Origin of the sequence: Pseudonocardia sp. ICBG1293, from assembly GCF_020131355.1 — a bacterium.
Lineage (GTDB): Bacteria > Actinomycetota > Actinomycetes > Mycobacteriales > Pseudonocardiaceae > Pseudonocardia.
In genome coordinates, this window is record NZ_JAHLEL010000006.1 from 507,986 (window position 1) to 526,879 (window position 18,894).

Sequence of the window (18,894 nt, forward strand, 5' to 3'; positions counted from 1 at the left end):
TGTATGCGTATGTACCTGACTGAAGCCGACCTCCGGCGTATCGGGTCGCCCGTCACCGTGGTGAAGGCGCCGGCCGTCGTCGACAGCGCGGACCTCCGCGACCCGGCCGTGGTGGCCACCGTCTCGGAGATGCTGCGCACGATCTCCGCGGGCGGGATGGACGCGGTCCTGCGCTACGCCCGCGAGCTCGACGGGTTCACCGGCACCGACCTGCTCGTCGGTCCCGCCGAGCTCGCCCGGGCCGGTGACGCGCTGCCCGCGGACCTGCGCGCGGCGCTGGACGCGGGGGCCGAGCGGACCCGCCGGTTCGCCGGGATGCAGCGGGCGCGGCTGCAGGACTTCGAGGCCGAGGTCCTGCCCGGGGTGGTCTGCGGGCAGCGTCTGGTCCCGGTCGGGAACGTCGGTGCCTACCTGCCCGCCGGCCGGTTCCCGCTGCTGGCCAGCGCCTTCATGACGGTGGGGGTGGCCGGGGTGGCGGGCGTGCCGAACGTCGTCGCGGCCACCCCGCCCTCGCGGGACGGGCGCCCGCACCCGGCCGTGCTCTACGCGGCGCACATCAGCGGCGCCGACGCGGTCTACGCCGTCGGTGGGGTGCAGGCGCTCGCCGCCATGGCGTTCGGGCTGCTCGACGGGACCCCGGCGGACATGATCGTGGGCGCGGGCAACGCCTACGTCGCCGAGGCCAAGCGCCAGCTCTACGGGCAGGTGGGCATCGACGTCCTGGCCGGGCCCTCGGAGGTCGCGGTGATCGCCGACGACACCGCGGACGCCGCGACCGTGGCCGCGGACCTGCTGGCCCAGGCCGAGCACGGGCCGACCTCGCCCGCGTCGCTGGCCACGACCTCCGAGCGGCTGGCCGACCAGGTCCCGCGGGAGATCGAGAAGCAGCTCGCGGGCCTCGCGACCGCCCCGATCGCCGGGGCCGCCTGGCGCGACCACGGCACGGTCTACCTCGCACCCGACCGCGAGACCGTCGCCCGGGTCATGGACACCCTGGCCCCCGAGCACCTCGAGGTGATCGCCGAGGACCTGGACTGGTGGCTGGAGCGGCTGCGCAACTACGGCTCGTTGTTCCTCGGTCCGCACTCGACGGTGGTCTACGCCGACAAGGGCATGTCCGGCACCAACCACGTGCTGCCGACGACGCGGGGTGCGCGCTACACCGGCGGGCTGTCGGTGGCCGGCTTCCTCAAGCAGCTGACCTACCAGCGCGCGACCCGGGAGGCGACCCGCGCCCAGGCCGAGCCGACGGTGACCGTGTCCGACTTCGAGCAGCTCGTCGGGCACCGCGACAGTGCCCGCATCCGGCTCGACGCTCTCCGGGGCTGATCGCGCATGCGTATGTACGACGGGCAGGCGGCTGCGGCCCGCGGCGCCCGCCCGCTCGTGGTCGCACTCGGGCTCGCGGTGGTGCTGCTGCTGGCCGGGTGCGGCGCCGGGTCGCGGACACCCGCCGCCACCGCCACGCTCGTCCCGTGCGACTTCCCACCGCCACCGTCGTCGGTGGACGTCAACGTCCTGGCCTACAACTCCTCGGCCATCGACCCGTTCACCAACTCGATGGTGCGCAGCTGCTCGCGCGACGGGGTCACGCTGCACCACGAGCCGATCGACTACGCGGGCCAGGCCCAGAAGACGATCGCGACGCTGGCCGGCCGCTTCGGCACCTACGACATCCTCGAGACCTACGGCTTCGTCGTCCCGCAGCAGGCCGCGACCGGCAAGCTCCACCCGCTCGACGACCTGGTGGCCCGCTACGGCGCGCAGCTCGACCTGGACCGGCTCAACCCGGCGATGCGCGAGGCGATGTCCTACGACGGCACCCTCTACGGCATCCCGATGCAGGCCCAGATGTTCGTCATGGCCTACCGCCGCGACGTGTTCGACCGGCTCGGGCTGACGCCGCCGCGCACCTTCGCCGAGCTGCGGCAGGTGTCCGAGCGCATCCAGCGCGACGGCGGCATCCGCTACCCGCTGGCGCTGCCGCTGCTGGCGAGCTCGGACCTCGCCACCGCCTACGACGCCGCACTGGGCTCGCTGGGCACCGACTACGTGGACCGCGACACCGGTCGCCCGAACTTCGACACCCCGCAGGCGGCGGAGGCGTTCGAGCAGCTGCGCTCGCTCGTGCCCTACATGGACCCGCAGGTGACGACGTTCGCCCAGCCCGCGGTGCAGCAGCAGATGTACAACGGCTCGGCCGCGATCGCGATCATGTTCAGCGGCCGGATGAAGGACCTCACCGAGGTGGAGAACAGCCGGTTCGCGGCCGACTTCGCGTTCGCCCCGCCGCCGTCGGTGGCCGGCGGCGACGTCCTCTACAACACGCTGTCGGTCGACGGATGGGCGATCCCGGAGAACACCGACCTGGACAAGGACCTGCTGTTCCACCTCGTCGCGGCCTCGGTCGGGCCGGAGTCGTCGCGGGCCGCGGTGCCCGGCGCGTTCCCGGCCCGGGAGGGCATGGTCACCCCGGACAGCAGCCCGTTCGCGCGGGCCCAGCTGGACTCGATCGGCAGGGCCTCCCCGCCGGAGCCCTACCCGTGGACGTCGCGGATCAGCAACGAGACCCGCCCGGTCGTCGCCGACGTGCTGGCCGGCCGGACGTCGATCCCCGACGGCCAGCGGCAGATGCAGGAGATCGCCACCGCGATCGTCGCCGAGTACCGGCGCTGACCCCTACCCACCACCCCACGAGAGCGAGGTGAGGCGATCATGCGCAGGCGCGAGTTCCTGGGGCTGGTCTCCCCGAGCCTGCTGGTGATGCTCGGCCTGCTGCTGTTCCCGCTCTACAAGACCGTGGAGTGGAGCCTGCAGCGGGTCAACTACGGCGAACCCGGCACCTTCCTCGGCCTGGACAACTACACCCAGGCCCTGTCCGACCCCCGGCTCGGGCGGGCGGTGCTGTTCACGGTCGGCCTGACCGCCGCCGTCGTCGCCGTCCTGCTGGTCGGGGGATACCTGCTCGCCGTGCTGGTCAACGGGCTCGGCCGGTCCCGGCCCTGGGTACTGGGGGTGCTGCTGGTGTCCTACGTCGTGCCGAACGTCGTCGGCGCCACGATGTTCTCCTGGCTCTTCGACTCCAACTTCGGCGGCGTCGTCAACTACCTGATCACCGAGCTCACCGGCGCCGAGATCCTCTGGTTCACCGAGCCGTGGGCGAACCGGCTCATGATCGGCCTGAACACCGTCTGGTTCATGCTGCCGTTCGCGATGCTGGTGATCCTCGCCGGGCTGCAGGGCGTCCCGGGGGAGATCGTCGAGGCCGCCCGGATCGACGGCGCCACCGGCTGGCGGGTGCACTGGCACGTCATCGTGCCGAGCATCCGGGGCGTCCTCACCTTCGTCTCGATCGTCTCGATCATGGACGTGCTGCGGACGTTCGACCAGCTCGTCCCGCTCTCGCCGCAGGCACCGCAGATCGGCAACGAGTCGATCATGCTCTACATCTACAACATCGCCTTCCAGGACGGCGGCCAGCAGCTGGGGCTCGGCAGCGCGATCAACGTGCTGCTCATCGTCCTGATCGTGCTGCTGCTCTCCCCGTTCATCCGGGACATGGCCAAGGAGGCTCGCCAGTGAGCACCGTGCAGACCGCCCCGCCGGCGACCACTCCCGGCCCGCCCGACGACGCCGGCGCCGCCCCGGCCCGCCGTCGTCCGCGCGGGCGGACCGTCCTGGTCGGCGGCCTGCTGCTGGTGATCTGCTGGGTGATGCTGAGCCCGGTGCTGTGGACGGCGATGTCGGTCACCAAGCCGACCGACGTCGCCTTCCTCGACCCGCCGGTGTTCACCTGGGAACCCACCTTCACCGCGTTCGTCGACCTGTGGCAGACCACCGAGTTCTACCGGTACCTGCTCAACACCCTGGTCGTCGCGCTGATCAGCACGGTGATCGCGCTGCTCATCGGCATCCCCGCCGCGTACGCGCTGTCGCGCTACCCGGGGTGGGTCTCGGTGGCGCTGCTCATCGCCGCACTGATCTTCCGCGCGCTGCCCCGGTTCGCGGTCGTGCTGCCGATGTACGAGCTGTCGCGCTCGCTGGGGATCTACGACACCACGTTCGCCGTCGCCGCCGCCCTGGTGGCGATCAACCAGCCGTTCTCCATCTGGCTGCTGCGCAACTTCTTCGCCGAGATCCCCAAGGAGCTCGACGAGGCCGCGATGCTCGACGGCTGCAGCCGGTTCCAGACCCTGTGGCGGGTCATGGTGCCGCTGATGGGGCCGGGGATCCTGACCGCGGGGATCTTCATGTTCCTGTTCGCCTTCCAGGAGTACCTGACGGCGAACGTGCTCACCGACGTCGTCGCCCGCACGGTCCCGGTCTTCATCGCCACCCAGCTCGGGCAGACCCTGCCGATGCTCCAACAGGCCGGTGCCGCCGCGATCCTGCTGACGCTGCCGGTGATCGGGTTCGCCTTCATCGCCCAGCGCTACCTCGTGGCGGGCCTGGGCGCCGGGTCGGTCAAGGGCTGAGCGGTGCCCGCGCCGCCGCCCCCGCCGCTGGTCCTGCTGCCGGGCATGAACTGCTCGGCCCGGCTGTGGGGCCCGGTGGGGGCCGGGGCGCTGCACCCGGTCCTGGACCGGCCGACCCTGTCGGAACAGGTCGAGGCCCTGCTCGCGGCGCTGCCGGAGCGGTTCGCCCTCGCCGGGCTCAGCCTGGGCGGCATCGTCGCGATGGCGCTGGCCCGGCGGGCCCCGGACCGGGTGGCCGGGCTGTGCCTGATGGCGACCAACGCCCGCCCGCCGACCCCGGAGCAGCGCGCCGGCTGGGACGCGGCGCTGGCCCGTCTCCACGACGGCGCCCCGTCCCGTGCCCTGCAGCCCCTGGACCTGCTGCTGCACGACCGGTCGCTCGACGACACGGCCCTGCGGATGGCCGACGAGGTGGGGGAGCGCCGGCTCACCGCCCAGCTGCAGCTGCAGGGCTCCCGGGTGGACGAGCGCCCCGGGCTCGCCGCGGTGACGGTGCCGACCCTGGTGCTGGCCGGCGAGCACGACCGGCTGTGCCCGGTCGCCCGGCACACCGAGATCGCCGAGCTGGTGCCCGGCGCCCGGCTGCACGTGCTGCCGGGCGCCGGTCACCTGCTCCCGGTCGAGGCGCCGGACACCGTGGCGACGCTGGTGGCCGGGTGGACGGCCACGGTGCACGCCCGGGAGCGGGCCCGGGCGGCGGACCGGCACTGACCGGGCCGGCCGCGCCCGGTCGCGGGCCCCGGCCGGGTCGGGCACCGGTGTCCGGCCGCACGATCGGCACGAGCGGTCCGCCCGCCGATCACGGTTCGGAGCCCGGTCCGCGCCGTGACCCCGAGCTCGCGTGCTGGTCCCGAGCGGGCCTGCTGATCCCGATCTCGCGTGCTGATCCGGAGCTCGCGCGGTGATCGGCTGTTCGCGCGCGTCGGGACGCGCGCGAGGTCCGGTTCTGCGCGCGCACCGCGGATCACCGCGCGACCGTCGGCACGCGGGGGAGCCGCGGTGCCCGGAGGCGGGGACGTGCCGAGCCCCGGCCCCGGGGCGTCGCGCCGCCGGGCCGGCCGCACCCGTCCGCGGGCCCGGCGTCGTTCGGGCCGGCCGCACCTGTCCGCGGGTCCGGCGTCGTTCGGGCCGGCCGCACCCGTCCGTGGGCCCGGCCCCGATCGGGCCGGCCGCACGAACGGCACGAGCGAGGGTTCCGGTGCCCGCAACCCTCGCTCGTGGTGGGCATGGCCGGAGCCGCCGCTTCCGGCGACGGCGCTCACCCCGTCGCCGCGGCCAGCTCCCGGAACGACGCCATCATCACCGCGGCCAGGTTGTAGACCACCAGCTGCGCCCCACCCGCGAACGACGCCGCGGCCGCCTCCGCCGACCCCGCCAGGTCGGCCCGGACGGCGTCCCGGACCGCCGGGTCGGTGCGCACCGCCGCCAGCAGCTCCGCGACGGACGGGTCGGCGTCGGTACGGGACGCGCCCAGGTCCGCGACGCCGACCAGCCAGCCGTCGACCCCGTCCACCCCGACGATCTCCCCGGCCCGTTCGAGGGCGCCCGGCGACTCCAGCATCGCGATCACCAGCACGTCCTCGCCCGCCGCCCGGTGCTCGTCGGCGGTGACGCTGCCGAACCGGCCGGACCGCGGGTACGTCGCGAACCCGCGCGTGCCGTGCGGCGGGTGGCGCAGCGCCCGCACCAGCGAGGTGGCCTGTGCGGCGTCCTCCACGTGCGGCGCGACGATCCCGCGGGCGCGCGCGCTGGGCCAGGTGGTGCTCGCCCTCCCCGGGCCGGACGAGCACCGGGAGCCCGTGCGCGTCGGCGTGCGCGATGTGGGTCCGGAGCATCCCCACGTCGGCCGGGCCGTGCTCGCAGTCGATCAGTACGAAGTCCAGCCCGGCGACGCCGAGCATCTCCACGACCTCCTCGCAGGGCATCCGCACCAGTGCCCCGGCGAGCCGCTCCCCGGCGGCGACCCGGGCCCTCACGCGACCATCCCCGCGGACAGGTCGACGTCGGCGCCGGACAGCCCGGGCATGGCGAGCATCGCGACGCCGGCCGCGCCCACCTCGTCGGCGGTGATCATCCGGCCGAGCGCGGCCCGTCCGACGAACGCGGCCCGCGCGGCGGCGACGTCGGTGCCGGTGCGCTCCGCCTCGAGGGCGAAGTTCCGGTCCATCCGGTCACCCTCGACCGGGCCGGGGGACAGGGCGTTCACCCGCACCCCGGCCGGGCCGGCCTCGAACGCGAGCGTGGAGGTCAGGCCGAGCACCGCGGTCTTCGAGGCGCAGTAGGGCGTGCGCCGCGCCAGCGGCCGCTTCCCCGACACCGAGGCCACGTTGACCACGTCGCCGTCGCCGCGCTCCAGCATCGGCGGCAGGAACGCCCGGCACACCGGGTAGGTGCCGCGCACGTTGACCGCGAACACCTCGTCCCACTCCTGCGGGGTGACCTCGACCAGCGGGGCGACCGGGCCGGCGATCCCGGCGTTGTTGACCACGACCGAGACCTCCTCGTCGGCGAGCCGGGCCGCCAGGTCCGCGACGGAGTCCGGGTCGGCGACGTCGCACACCTCGGCCCGGGCGGCGGGCCCGATCCGGGACGCGGTCGCGTCCAGGGTGCCGGCGTGGCGTCCGGCGAGCACCACCCGGGCGCCGGCGCGGGCCAGGTGCGACGCGATCGCCGCCCCCAGGCCGCTGCCGCCGCCGGTCACCAGCGCGGTGCGCCCCGCGACCGGCGCGCTCACGACCCGGCCACCGGTGTCGCCGTGACCTCGTCCAGCCAGCCGACGCGGTCCCCGCCGTGCCGCCAGGCCCGCAGGTCCCCGGAGCGGGCGTGGCCCTCGAACAGCTCCACCCGCGACGCCCGCCCGCACACCCGGCCCAGTTCCGCGCTCGCCGCCGGGTCGTGGACCTCCTGGTAGGTGCAGGTCTTGAGGTACTTCCCGACCCACAGCCCGCCGGTGTACCGCGCGGCGCCCAGGGTCGGCAGGACGTGGTTGGTACCGATGACCTTGTCGCCGTAGGACACGCAGGTGTTCTCCCCGAGGAACAGCGCGCCGTAGTTGCGCATGCGGTCCAGGGCCTCGCGCGGACGTGCGGTGAACACCTGCACGTGCTCGGCGGCGAGGTCGTCGGCGACGCGCCACATCTCGTCGGCGTCGTCACAGACCACGATCCGGCCGTGGTCGCGCCAGGCGGGGCCGGCCAGGTCGTTCGTGGGCAGCCCCGGCAGCAGCCGGTCGACCAGCTCCAGCACCGACCGGCCCAGCGCGGCGGAGGTGGTGACGAGCACCGCGGGGGAGTCCGGCCCGTGCTCGGCCTGGGAGAGCAGGTCGACGGCGACGGTGAGCGGGTCGGCCGTCGCGTCGGCGACCACCAGGATCTCGGTGGGGCCGGCGAACAGGTCGATGCCGACCTCGCCGAAGAGCTGGCGCTTGGCCTCGGCCACGTAGGCGTTGCCCGGGCCGGCGAGCATGTCCACCGGGGTGACCGACGCGGTGCCCAGCGCCATCGCCGCGACCGCCTGCACCCCGCCCAGCACGTGGATCTCGTCGGCGCCCGCCAGGTGCATCGCCGCGACCGTCGCGGCCGGGACCTCACCGCGGATCGGTGGCGTGCACGCCACCACGTGCCCCACCCCGGCCGCCTTCGCCGTCACGATCGTCATGTGCGCCGAGGCGGTCAGCGGGTACCGCCCGCCCGGCACGTACGCGCCCGCCGAGCCGACCGGGACGTGCCGGTGCCCGAGGACCACCCCCGGCAGGGTCTCGACCTCGACGTCGCGCAGGGACTCCCGCTGCACCCGCGCGAAGTTCCGGACCTGCTCCTGCACGAAGCGGATGTCGTCGACGACCTGCTGCGGCAGCGAGGCGACCAGCTCCTCGACCCGCTCGGGTGCCAGACGCTCCGGGGCGCGCCCGTCGAACCGATCCGCGTACTCCCGCACCGCCGCACCGCCGCGTCGCCGCACGTCGTCCACGATCGCCCGGACCCGCTCGGCGACGTCCGCGTCGCTGCGGCGCGGGGCCGCCCCCGTCGCACTCTTCAGTTCCTGCGCCATACCGCCCTCTCTTGGTAGCATACGTATGTGCTACGGGTCAGCAGTGAACGGCGGGGACGCGCCGCTGTCAAGGGCGCTCCCAAGGGCGCTCCCGGGGGCGCACTAGGCTCGGCGAGCGGTCGGGGGAAGGGCGGACATGGTCACCAGTCGCGACGTGGCGAAGCTCGCCGGTGTCTCGCAGCCGACGGTGTCGCGCGCCCTGACCGACCACCCCCGGGTGTCGGAGGCGACCAAGCGCAGGGTCCGCGAGGCCGCGCTGGCGCTGGGGTACTCGACCAACGCGATCGGCCGGGCCCTGTCGGTGGGTCGGTCCAACCGGATCGGGCTGGTCGTCGCCGACCTGGAGAACCAGTTCTACGCGAACATGATCGGCCCGCTGCACCACGAGCTGGAGGGGCTCGGGCACGAGCTGGTGCTGATCACCGAGTCCGCGGGCAGCGCCCCGCTGCCCGAGCGGGTCGCGGCGCACGGGCTGGCCGGGGTGGTGCTGTCCACGACGACGGTCGACTCGATCCAGCCCGCCCGGCTGCGCGACCGCGGCGTGCCCTTCGTCTACCTGAACCGGACCGCCCCCAGCGTGGCCGCCGACGCGGTGACCGTCGACCCCGAGCAGGGCGTGCGTGCGGTGGTGGGCGAGGCGGTGCGGCTGGGGCACACCCGGATCGGGGCGATCTTCGGCCCGCGCAACACCAGCACCGGTGAGCTGCGCGAACAGGTCGTCCGCACGGTGCTCGACGAGCACGGGCTCGCGCTCGCCCAGCGCGACGTCCTGCACGGCCCCTTCGACTTCGCGACCGGTCGCGAGGGTTTCCGCACGCTGCACGAGCGGGCCGGCGGACCGACGCTGCTGCTGTGCGGCAACGACGTCGTGGCGCTCGGGGTGCTCGACGCGGCGGCCGAGGCGGGTGTCCCGGTACCCGGGCACACCTCGGTGGTCGGTTTCGACGACCTGCCGACCTCGCGCTGGGCGCTGGTCCGGCTCAGCACCGTCGCCTACGACCTCGACGAGGTCGCGCGGGAGTCCGCCCGCCTGGTCGTCGCCCGGCTGACCGACCCCGATGCCGAGCCGCGGCACGTCGTGTACCCGACCCACTACGTCGCCCGCGCCACCGTCGCGGCGCCGCGGGCGTAGTCGCAGCCGTCGCCGGAAATCCCCGTGCGGCTCTTGCTGCCCGGTTGTGCATGCGCATACAGTGCGAGGCACGGACCACAGCGAGGAAGGACGACCATGGCGCTCGACCCGGTCGCGTATGAGCCCTACCACGACCCGGACGACTTCATCCGCGAGGTGACCGACCGGATCTGGGTCCAGCGGGACGTCTCCTACATCGTCGACAACTACGAGCCGGACTCGATCGTGCACGGCGGGCTCGGCACGGTCGTCGGTCGCGACGGGGTGATCGAGGGCAGCCTGATGCGCATCGCCGGCACCCCGCAGCACGTCGGCCAGGCGGAGGACGTGGTGTGGGAGGCCCGCGGCGACGACGCGTTCCTCAGCTCGCACCTGGTCTTCTCGGCCGACGAGATCCTGGTCGACGGTGTCGTGAAGCGGATCCGCAAGCGCACCATCGCCAACTGCCTGTACCGGCGCGGCCGCATGGTCGAGGAGTGGGTGGTCCGCGACGAGCTCGCGAGCTGCCTGCAGCAGGGCATCGACCCCGCCGCGGCGGCCCGGTCGCAGCGCTTCCGGGGCTACCAGGGCTCGATGACCGAGCAGCCCCCGAAGGACGTCCTCGCCGTCGGCGACAGCGGCCCGCGGCCGGACGACTTCCGGCCCGAGTGCGAGCGGGTGCTGGAGTTCATCGAGGAGGTCTGGAACTCCCGGCGCTACCAGAAGGTCACCGACTACATGCACCGGGACCTGTTCCTGCACACCGTCGGCGACCAGACCGTCGTGCGCCCGGACGGCTACCAGCGCGACCTGCTGGCCCTCGTCGCCCCGTTCCCGGACGCCCGGTTCGAGGTCCGTGACGTCCAGACCAACCACGCCGAGCGCTACGCGGGGCTGCGGATCGCGGTGACCTGGGTGATGCGCGGGACCTACCGCGGCACGCCCGCGTTCGGCCCGCTCACCGGCGGTGAGGTGGAGCTGCTGGGCGTCTCGCAGTTCCTGGTCCAGGACGGCCGCATCGTGAAGGAGGTCCGGGTCTTCGACGAGATCGCGCTGCGTGCGCAGATCGACGCCGGCCGGACCGAGACGTTCGACGACACCAACATCTACTGACCGGAGCACCGACATGCACGACACGGTGGTCAGCGCGGGCGAGCTCGCCCGCCGCACCGTCCGGCACGCGGACTGGGTCCCGTGCAAGGCCGCGTTCATCGACTGCCGCACCCCCGGCTCGGACCGCAAGGACAACTACTCCTTCATCGGCCCCGGGGTCACGCAGAACGCGTCCCAGCACATCAACCTGCGCGAGCCGCACGGCTTCAACCTGGGTGCGGCGGGCATGCCGCACGGCACCACGAACAGCCTGCACCTGCACTTCACCGCCGAGGTCTTCATCAACCTCGACGGCGACTACGAGCTGCGCTGGGGACCCGACGGCACCCAGGGCACCTACCGCAGCGTCGACGGCGACATCGTCTCGGTCCCACCGTGGATCTTCCGCGGGTTCACCAACGTCGGTGGGGACGACGGCATCCTGCTCACCGTCCTGGGCCGTGACGACACCGGCGGCATCATCTGGGGCCCCACGGTCCTCGCCGAGGCGGCGGGCCACGGCCTGCACCTCACCGCGGACAACCGGCTCATCGACACCGTCGCCGGGGACGCGCTGCCCGAGGACGTCGCGCTGATCCGGCCGATGGAGCAGGCCGAGATCGACCGGCTCGACGTCTACACCCCCGAACAGTTCCGCGGCCGTGTCGTGCACGCCGCCGACCGGCCGTGGGTCGCCGAGCCCTACCTGTGCTCGCGGCTGCCCGGCGGCGGCGCCGAGCTCGCCCCGGTCATCGGCTGGGGCACCGTCGAGAGCCGGGCCGCGGTGCCGCGGCTGCTCGACCCGCACGGCTTCGCGCTCGCGTGGCTGCGGGCCCTGCCCGGGGAGGGCGTGCTCACCCACCGCCACGACGCGACCCAGGTGCTCACCGTGAAGGCCGGGCACTGGGCGGTCACGCTCAACACCGGTGCCGACGCGCGCACCGTCGAGCTGGGCCCGCGGGACACGCTGTCGGTGCCGCCCGGCGCCTGGCGGTCGGTGACCGCGCTCGACGCCGAGGGCGGCCGGACCGCCACCCCCGGCACCGGAGAGCTGCTGGTCGTCACCGGTGGCGACGGCCGGACCCGGCCCGAGTGGGCGCGCGAGGTCGTGACCGGTGCCCGGGAGCGCGGGCGGGTCCTCGACGCCGACGGCTACCTCGCCCCGGCCGCGGTGCTGGTGTTCGCGGCCGAGGACGACTGAGGCCGGGCGGATGCCGGCGACGGGGCCCACCGGGCCGGTGACGGCGGGCTCCGGCGGGCCGGTGCAGGCGGGCCCCGGCGGGGCAGTGCCGACGGGACCCGCCGGGGCTGTGTCGACCGGCCCCGGCGGGGTGGTGCCGGGGCCTGCCGGGGCGGTGACGGTGGCGGCCTGCCGGATCCCGGCGCGGATCGACGCCCCGGACCCGGCGATCGCCGAGCGCGCCGTGCGCGAGGCGGTCGCCGGCGGCGCCCGGCTCGTCGTCCTGCCCGAACTGACCGTCTGCGGGTACGCCTTCGCCGACGCCGCCGAGGCGCGGGCCGCCGCCGAACCGGACGACGGACCCACCGTCGCCCGGTTCGCGACCCTGTCGGCGGAGCTGGGCTGCGTCGTCGTCGCCGGGTTCGCCGAGCTCGGCGCCGACGGCCGGGTGTACAACAGCGCCGTCGTCGTCGAGGACGGGGTGCGGCGCGCGGTCTACCGCAAGGTCCACCTGTGGGACCGCGAGCACACGCTGTTCACCCCCGGCGACGCCGCACCCCCGGTGGTCGCGACCGCGGCCGGCCGGATCGCCCCGATGGTCTGCTACGACCTGGAGTTCCCCGAGTGGGTGCGCCGCGCCGCGCAGGACGGCGCCGAGATCGTCGCCGCGCCGGTGAACTGGCCGTGGCGCCCGACCCCCGACGGTCAGGACCCGCTGGAGGTGGCGAAGGTCCGCGCCGTCGCCGGGGCGTACCGGGTGCACGTGGTCGCCGCGGACCGCTGCGGCACCGAGCGCGGGGTCACCTGGTTCGGGGCGCCGGTGATCGCCGACGCCGACGGGAACCTGCTCGCCGGGGCCGCCGGGGGAGCCCGGCGTGCTGCTGGCCGCGCTCGACCCGGCCGCCGCCCGCGACAAGCACCTCACCCCGCACAACCACGTCCTGCGCGACCGCAGGCCGCAGCTGTACCGCGAGCCCGACCCCCCACCGGAAGGACCACCACCATGGCCGGCGTGACCTACGACGCGGTGACGCGGCGCTACCCCGGGTCGACCCGGGCCGCCGTCGACGCCCTGGACCTCGAGATCGCCGACGGCGAGTTCCTCGTGCTGGTCGGGCCGTCGGGCTGCGGCAAGACCACCTCGCTGCGGATGCTCGCCGGGCTGGAGGACGTCGACGGCGGCCGCATCCGGATCGGCGACCGCGACGTCACCGGCGTCGCACCCAAGGAACGCGACATCGCCATGGTGTTCCAGAACTACGCCCTCTACCCGCACATGTCGGTCGCCGAGAACATGGGCTTCGCGCTGCGGATGGCGGGGACCGCGAAGTCCGAGATCGCCCACCGGGTCGCCGAGGCCGCGCGCATCCTCGACCTGGAGGCCTACCTCGACCGCAAGCCCAAGGCGCTGTCGGGCGGGCAGCGCCAGCGCGTCGCGATGGGGCGCGCCATCGTCCGCCAGCCGCAGGTGTTCCTGATGGACGAGCCGCTGTCCAACCTCGACGCCAAGCTGCGGGTGCAGACCCGCACCCAGATCGCGTCGCTGCAGCGCCGGCTCGGCGTCACCACCGTCTACGTCACCCACGACCAGGTCGAGGCCATGACGATGGGCGACCGGGTGGCCGTCCTCAAGGACGGTCTGCTGCAGCAGTGCGCCGCGCCCGGCGAGCTGTACGCCCGCCCGGCCAACGCGTTCGTCGCCGGGTTCATCGGCTCGCCCGCGATGAACCTGCTGAGCCTGCCGGTGACCGCCGACGGCGTCCGGCTGGGCGGCGTCGACGTCGCGGTGCCGCGCGGGGCGGGGGACACGGTCACCCTCGGGGTCCGCCCCGAGGACCTGCACCTCGCCGACGACGGCATCCCGCTGGACATCGACCTCGTGGAGGAGCTCGGCGCGGACGCCTACGTCTACGGCCGCACCCGCATCGACGGCGTCGAGCACCCCGTGGTCGCCCGGGTGGACGGGCGCCGGCCCCCGGTGCGGGGCACCGGGGTGCACCTGGCGCCGGACCCGGCGCGCACCCACCTGTTCGCCGCGGACGGGGCCCGGCTGGACTGACCACGGGAGCGTCCGGGCCGGGCGCCGCCGCCCGTTCCCGGCCGGGTCCCTGCTCAGCCCCGGTCCCCGGTGGCACCCACCCGTCGGTCCCAGCCGGTGCGCACGCCGTCGTCGACGGGGCGGGTCGCCAGCGACACCACGACGAACGCGACCAGCCCGGAGCCGAGCCCGGCGAACACCGGCTCGTTGGCGTAGAGGTCCCCCAGCACGAGCATCGTGCCCAGCGTGACGACGGTGCCGACACCCATCGCGGCCAGCGCCCCGGCCCGGGTCGCACGACGCCAGAGCAGCCCGCCGAGGACCGGGACGAGCAGCCCCCCGACGAGGATCCCGTAGGCGAGGGTGAGCGCGGCGACGACGTCGCGCAGCAGGCAGGCGATCCCGATCATGACGACGCCGAACACGGCCACCGCCCACCGGTTCCCGGACAGCTCGTCGTGCGGGCCGGCGCCGGTGTCGCCGTCCGCGCCGCCGTCCGGGCCGGTCGCCCCGGTGCCGCGGGCGGCCCGGCGGCGGCGCAGCGCGGCGAGCAGGTCCTGGTCGAACACGGTCGCCGTCGCGAGCAGCGCCCCGCTGGAGGTCGACATCACCGCCGACAGCGCCGCGGCCAGCACCAGCCCGGCGAGCACCGGGGGCAGTGCGGCCTCGACGACCGCGGCGAACGCGTCGTCGCGCTCGGCCAGGCCGGGTACGACCACCTGCGCCGCCGTGCCGATCAGGGCGCCGACGACGCCGTACGCCAGGCAGTACACGCCCGCGCCGAACCCGGCCCAGCGGGCGACGCCCGGGGAGCGCGCGGTGAACACCCGCTGCCAGATGTCCTGACCGATGAGCAGACCGAAGCCGTAGGTCACGAAGTAGGTGACGATCGTGCCGCCGCCGATGGTGGTGAGCGACAGCGCGTCGGCCGGGACCGCGGCGACCAGCCCCTCCCAGCCGCCCGCGCGCCAGAGCACCACCGGCAGGAGCACCAGGAAGATCCCGACCGTCTTGATCAGGAACTGGACGAAGTCGGTGAGGGTCACCGACCACATCCCGCCCAGCGTCGAGTACACGACGACGACCGCGCCGCCGATCAGGATCGACGGGACCCGGGGCAGGCCCAGCAGGACGCCGAAGATCGTCGCGTAGGCGATGGTCGAGGTCACCGCGAGCATCAGGGTGTAGGCCCACATGACGATCCCGGACGGGGCGCCGAGCCCGGTGCCGTAGCGCAGCTCCAGCATCTGGCCGACGGTGAAGACCCCCAGCCGCTGGATCCGTCCGGAGAACGCCAGCGACAGCACCAGGATCCCGGAGCCGATCGCGACGACCAGCCACATCCCGGACAGCCCGTACTGGTAGCCGAGCCCGACCCCGCCGATCGTGGAGGCGCCGCCGAGGACGACGGCGGCCATCGTCCCGGAGTACAGCCACGGCCCGAGCCGGCGTCCGGCCACCAGGAAGTCGGTGCGGTCGACGGTACGGCGGCGGCCCCAGAACCCGAAGGCGATCATGGCGGCCAGGTAGAGCACGACGACGGCGACGTCCATCGCCCTCACCCCTTCCGGTTGGCGGCGAGGACCGACAACAGCTCGTAGGCCACGTGGGCCGCGGCGATCCCGGTGATCTCCGCATGGTCGTAGGCGGGGGAGACCTCGACGACGTCGGCCCCCACCACGTCGACCCCGACCAGCCCGCGCAGGCAGTGCAGCAGCTCCCGGCTGGTCAGACCGCCCGCCTCCGGGGTCCCGGTGCCGGGGGCGTGCGCGGGGTCGAGCACGTCGATGTCGACCGAGACGTAGACCGGGCCGGTCCCGAGCCGGTCCCGCATCCGCTCGACCACGGCGGGCACGCCGTCGGTCTGGAACACGTCGGTCTCGATCACCTGGAAGCCGAGGACCTCGTCGTCGGCGAGGTCGTGCTCGCCGTAGAGGGGGCCGCGGATCCCGACGTGCAGGCAGCGCCGCGGGTCGAGCAGCCCCTCCCGGGCGGCGTTGCGGAACGGGGTGCCGTGGGTGATGTCGGCGCCGAAGTAGGTGTCCCAGGTGTCGAGGTGGGCGTCGAAGTGGACGACGCCGACGGGGCCGTGCGTGCGGGCCACCGACCGCAGCAGCGGCAGCGCGACGGTGTGGTCCCCGCCGAGCGCCAGCAGCGTCGTCCCGTCCGCACGCAGGCGGTCCGCGGCCTGCTCGACGGTGCGGATCGCCTCGTCGATGGAGAACGGGTTGATGCTGAGGTCCCCGGCGTCGGCCACCTGCTGGGCGGCGAACGGCGACACCCCCAGCGGTGGGTGGAAGGGCCGCAGCAGCTTCGACGCGGCCCGGACGTGGGCCGGCCCGAACCGGGCGCCGGGACGGTAGGACACCCCGGCGTCGAAGGGGAGGCCGAGCACCGCGACGTCGGCGCGGTCGACCTCGTCCAGCCGCGGGAGCCGGGCGAAGGTGGGCGGGCCGGCGAAGCGGGGGACGACGCTGGCGTCGACCGGGCCGACGGGCATGGCGGACCTCCTCGGGGGCGGGGTGGGGTGGGGCCCACGGTCGGGTACGGCAGCGGCGAACAGAAGTGACGAAACGTCGAAGATCGGAGAATGCTGGTGGACGTGATGTCCATCCCGCCCTCCGGGGTCACGCTGACGACCCTGCTCGGGGACCCGGCCCTGCGGCTCGGCCGCGCCGCGGTCGACGACGCCGACCTGGGTCTCGCGGTGACCGCCGCCGCGGTGTCCGAGCTGACCGAGCCGGGCCCCTGGCTGGAGGGCGGGGAGCTGCTGCTCACCGTCGGGTTCCTGCTGCCGGCCGACGTCGAGGGGCTCACCGGCTACTGCCGGCACCTGCGCGAGCACGGCGTGGCCGCCCTCGGGATCGGCCTGGGGGCCGACCTGCCGCACCGGCGCACGCCCGACGCGCTGGTCACCGCGGCCCGCCGGGCCGGGCTGCCGCTGCTGGCGGTCCCGGACGGGGTGCCCTTCGTCGCCGTCACCCGCGCGGTGTTCGCCCACCGCGACGCCGCGGAGCGGTCCCGCCTGCAGTGGGCGCTGCGCACCCAGCGGGCGCTGACCGCGGCCGCGGTGGTCCCCGGCGGGCCCGCGGCGGTCCTCACCGCGCATGCCGGGGCCACCGGACGGCCCGCGGTGGTCGTCGACCTGCTCGGACGGGTGCTCGCCGCGGCGCCGCCCGACGGCGCGGAGGCGCTCGCGGCCGAGCTGGCAGGCACCGTCGCCACGGTGCGCCGGCAGGGGCTGCTCGGTGCCGCGGTGGAGACCGCGGGCGGGCGTCGTCGTGAGGTGCACCCGCTCGGCTCGCACCGGATCCGGGCGCTGCTGCTGGTGGACGGCCCGGCCCGGGGCCGGCACTCCAACCAGGTCACCGGGGACCTGGTGTCGTTGCTGTCGCTGGACCTGGAGCGCCGCGCCGGGCTCGACGCCGCCGCCCGCCGCGAACGGGCCCGGCTGCTCGCGACCCTGGAACGCGGGGTGGTCGACGACGCCGTCGCCGGGCACGGGCTGGCCGCCGCCGACCTCGCCGCGGTGCTGCCCGACGCCCTGGTCCGGGTGGTCCGCGACGCGCCGGGCGCCCCGGCCGGGCGGGTCGAGCTGGCCGCACCCGCGTCGGCGCCGCTGGACACCGTGCTCGCGACGCTCGCGGCGGGCCGCCCGGCCGGGGTCGGGATCGTGGTGCGGCCCGGTGCCCTGGCGGTGTCGCTGCGCCAGGCCCGGTCGGCGCTGCCGGTGGCCCGGATGAGCGGGCGCCCCGTGCACGCCGCCGACGTCGCGTCGGCCCGGATGCTGCTCGCCCTGCTCGACCACGAGCGGCTCGGCGGGTTCGCCGACGCCGTCCTCGGCCCGTTCGACGCCGACCCGCGCGGCGCCGAGCTGCTGCGCGCGGTGGCGGCGTTCGTCGAGCACAACGGCCACTGGGAGGCGACGGCGACCGCGCTGGGCGTGCACCGGCACACCGTGCGGAACCGGATCACCGCGGCCGAGCAGGTCAGCGGACGACGCCTGTCCGCCGCCCAGGATCGCCACGAGCTGTGGCTGGCCCTGCAGGCCCGTGACCTCGGCCGGGTCGGTACGGACGGGGTCTCCCCGGGCGGGAGCGGCGCCGATCGGCTCTGATGGCGGGATGCGTACCCCCGGTTCCGCCGTCCTGGACCGCTTCGACGGCTGGATCTGCGGGCTGGGCACGACCTCGGGCAGGCGGATCGTGGTCGGCCACTGGCCGGACACCCCGCTGGGGGCGTTCACCGACGTCATGACCGAGTCCGCGGGTGGGCACCGCACCCTGCTCGCCCCGACCGGGGAGGTCGCGGAGTTCGTCGCGGCCACCTACTCCTTCGACGAGGTCCGCGTCGTCCCGGTCACCCACACCGGCCACGACGACCGGCGACGGGTGGTGGCCGGCCCGCTCGAGGTGAGCTGGCGGATCGGTGGACGCCCGCTGCTCGGCAGGCTGCTGCGCGCGGTCCCGGGGCCGCTCGCGGTGCACCCGCGGTGGCTGCGGGCGATCGACCCGCTCGCGCGCCGGGTCGTGCCCGGGGTGCGGACCGTCGGCAGTGCCGGCGGCGGCCGTCGCGAGTACTACGGCGCCCGCGACCTGCACCGCGTCACCGCCGCCTCGGCCCGCTGGGGCGACGGCGACTGCGGCGCACTGGCCCCGGTCGTCCCGCCGGTCCGGTTCGGGTTCGGCTCGGCGCCCGCCACACCGTCGTACGTGCGGATCACCACCCTGGTCGAGCGCTCCTTGACGTGACCCGGTGGCGCCACCGATGGTGACTGACGACAACCGAAGACGGCGAGCGGAACCCAGGAAGCCGGTGCGAGTCCGGCGCGGTCCCGCCACTGTGACCCCTCGCCCCGGCGAGGGGGAGCCAGACACTGCGCCCGTTCGCCGCGCCACCCCACCCGGGACGAGGATCCCGAGGAAGGTCCGTCGATGACGCGCGCCCA

At 74.9% G+C, this 18,894-nt stretch carries 15 protein-coding genes, 2 pseudogenes and 1 riboswitch; of the genes and pseudogenes, 12 read left to right on the forward strand and 5 right to left on the reverse strand.

Features of this window, described 5'->3' with window-relative positions; all coding sequences use genetic code 11:
• Positions 1 to 57: 57 nt before the first annotated feature.
• From hisD (KPF47_RS03070) to KPF47_RS03090, 5 genes are read left to right on the forward strand one after another with little or no spacing between them, the layout of a single operon-like run.
• Complete coding sequence (gene hisD, locus KPF47_RS03070; RefSeq protein WP_224386645.1) at positions 58 to 1,329, forward strand: histidinol dehydrogenase; 1,272 nt, start codon at positions 58 to 60, stop codon at positions 1,327 to 1,329.
• Between the two features lie 6 nt (positions 1,330 to 1,335).
• A complete protein-coding gene (locus tag KPF47_RS03075) occupies positions 1,336 to 2,676 on the forward strand; it encodes an ABC transporter substrate-binding protein (protein WP_224386647.1) in 1,341 nt (446 codons plus the stop codon).
• Positions 2,677 to 2,715: 39 nt separating this feature from the next.
• Complete coding sequence (locus KPF47_RS03080) at positions 2,716 to 3,582, forward strand: carbohydrate ABC transporter permease (RefSeq protein ID WP_224386649.1); 867 nt, start codon at positions 2,716 to 2,718, stop codon at positions 3,580 to 3,582.
• Positions 3,579 to 4,475 (forward strand): carbohydrate ABC transporter permease, encoded by an 897-nt coding sequence (locus KPF47_RS03085; RefSeq protein ID WP_224386651.1) that lies wholly within the window; start codon positions 3,579 to 3,581, stop codon positions 4,473 to 4,475. Before KPF47_RS03080 ends, KPF47_RS03085 begins: the two co-directional genes overlap by 4 nt.
• A 3-nt stretch (positions 4,476 to 4,478) precedes the next feature.
• On the forward strand, positions 4,479 to 5,186 hold the full coding sequence (locus KPF47_RS03090; protein ID WP_224386653.1) for an alpha/beta fold hydrolase: 708 nt from the start codon (positions 4,479 to 4,481) through the stop codon (positions 5,184 to 5,186).
• Positions 5,187 to 5,733: 547 nt separating this feature from the next.
• Here the strand turns inward: KPF47_RS03090 and KPF47_RS03095 are convergent.
• The 3 genes and pseudogenes from KPF47_RS03095 to hisD (KPF47_RS03105) all read right to left on the reverse strand — a co-directional run.
• Positions 5,734 to 6,210 (reverse strand): annotated as a pseudogene (locus KPF47_RS03095) (aldolase/citrate lyase family protein); the annotation flags it as partial.
• Positions 6,211 to 6,447: 237 nt separating this feature from the next.
• The gene (locus tag KPF47_RS03100) at positions 6,448 to 7,209 is read right to left on the reverse strand and encodes an SDR family NAD(P)-dependent oxidoreductase (protein ID WP_224386655.1); all 762 of its coding nucleotides are present in this window, start codon (positions 7,207 to 7,209) and stop codon (positions 6,448 to 6,450) included.
• The gene (gene hisD / locus KPF47_RS03105) at positions 7,206 to 8,525 is read right to left on the reverse strand and encodes a histidinol dehydrogenase (protein ID WP_224386657.1); all 1,320 of its coding nucleotides are present in this window, start codon (positions 8,523 to 8,525) and stop codon (positions 7,206 to 7,208) included. Before hisD (KPF47_RS03105) ends, KPF47_RS03100 begins: the two co-directional genes overlap by 4 nt.
• A gap of 136 nt (positions 8,526 to 8,661) precedes the next feature.
• Here hisD (KPF47_RS03105) and KPF47_RS03110 point away from each other — a divergent pair, with 136 nt between their 5' ends.
• From KPF47_RS03110 to KPF47_RS03130, 5 genes and pseudogenes are all read left to right on the forward strand, one after another.
• Positions 8,662 to 9,657 (forward strand): LacI family DNA-binding transcriptional regulator, encoded by a 996-nt coding sequence (locus tag KPF47_RS03110; protein WP_224386659.1) that lies wholly within the window; start codon positions 8,662 to 8,664, stop codon positions 9,655 to 9,657.
• A 96-nt stretch (positions 9,658 to 9,753) separates the two neighbouring features.
• Positions 9,754 to 10,749, forward strand: a complete 996-nt coding sequence (locus tag KPF47_RS03115; RefSeq protein WP_224386660.1) for an ester cyclase — start codon at positions 9,754 to 9,756, stop codon at positions 10,747 to 10,749.
• Positions 10,750 to 10,762: 13 nt separating this feature from the next.
• Positions 10,763 to 11,929, forward strand: a complete 1,167-nt coding sequence (locus KPF47_RS03120) for a hypothetical protein (RefSeq protein ID WP_224386662.1) — start codon at positions 10,763 to 10,765, stop codon at positions 11,927 to 11,929.
• Between the two features lie 10 nt (positions 11,930 to 11,939).
• Positions 11,940 to 12,755, forward strand: a pseudogene (locus KPF47_RS03125) (nitrilase-related carbon-nitrogen hydrolase); the annotation flags it as partial.
• A 156-nt stretch (positions 12,756 to 12,911) separates the two neighbouring features.
• Complete coding sequence (locus tag KPF47_RS03130; protein ID WP_224386833.1) at positions 12,912 to 13,967, forward strand: ABC transporter ATP-binding protein; 1,056 nt, start codon at positions 12,912 to 12,914, stop codon at positions 13,965 to 13,967.
• Positions 13,968 to 14,020: 53 nt separating this feature from the next.
• Here the strand turns inward: KPF47_RS03130 and KPF47_RS03135 are convergent, their stop codons facing one another.
• Positions 14,021 to 15,499 (reverse strand): sodium:solute symporter, encoded by a 1,479-nt coding sequence (locus tag KPF47_RS03135; protein ID WP_224386664.1) that lies wholly within the window; start codon positions 15,497 to 15,499, stop codon positions 14,021 to 14,023.
• A gap of 5 nt (positions 15,500 to 15,504) precedes the next feature.
• Complete coding sequence (gene speB, locus KPF47_RS03140) at positions 15,505 to 16,446, reverse strand: agmatinase (protein WP_224386665.1); 942 nt, start codon at positions 16,444 to 16,446, stop codon at positions 15,505 to 15,507.
• 90 nt (positions 16,447 to 16,536) lie between these two features.
• Between speB and KPF47_RS03145 the strand changes: the two genes are divergently transcribed.
• Positions 16,537 to 18,063, forward strand: a complete 1,527-nt coding sequence (locus KPF47_RS03145) for a PucR family transcriptional regulator (protein WP_224386667.1) — start codon at positions 16,537 to 16,539, stop codon at positions 18,061 to 18,063.
• Between the two features lie 7 nt (positions 18,064 to 18,070).
• Positions 18,071 to 18,697: a hypothetical protein gene (locus KPF47_RS03150; protein ID WP_224386669.1), complete on the forward strand. Its 627-nt coding sequence runs from the start codon at positions 18,071 to 18,073 to the stop codon at positions 18,695 to 18,697.
• 54 nt (positions 18,698 to 18,751) lie between these two features.
• Positions 18,752 to 18,825, forward strand: a riboswitch (cobalamin riboswitch).
• Positions 18,826 to 18,894: the final 69 nt, after the last annotated feature.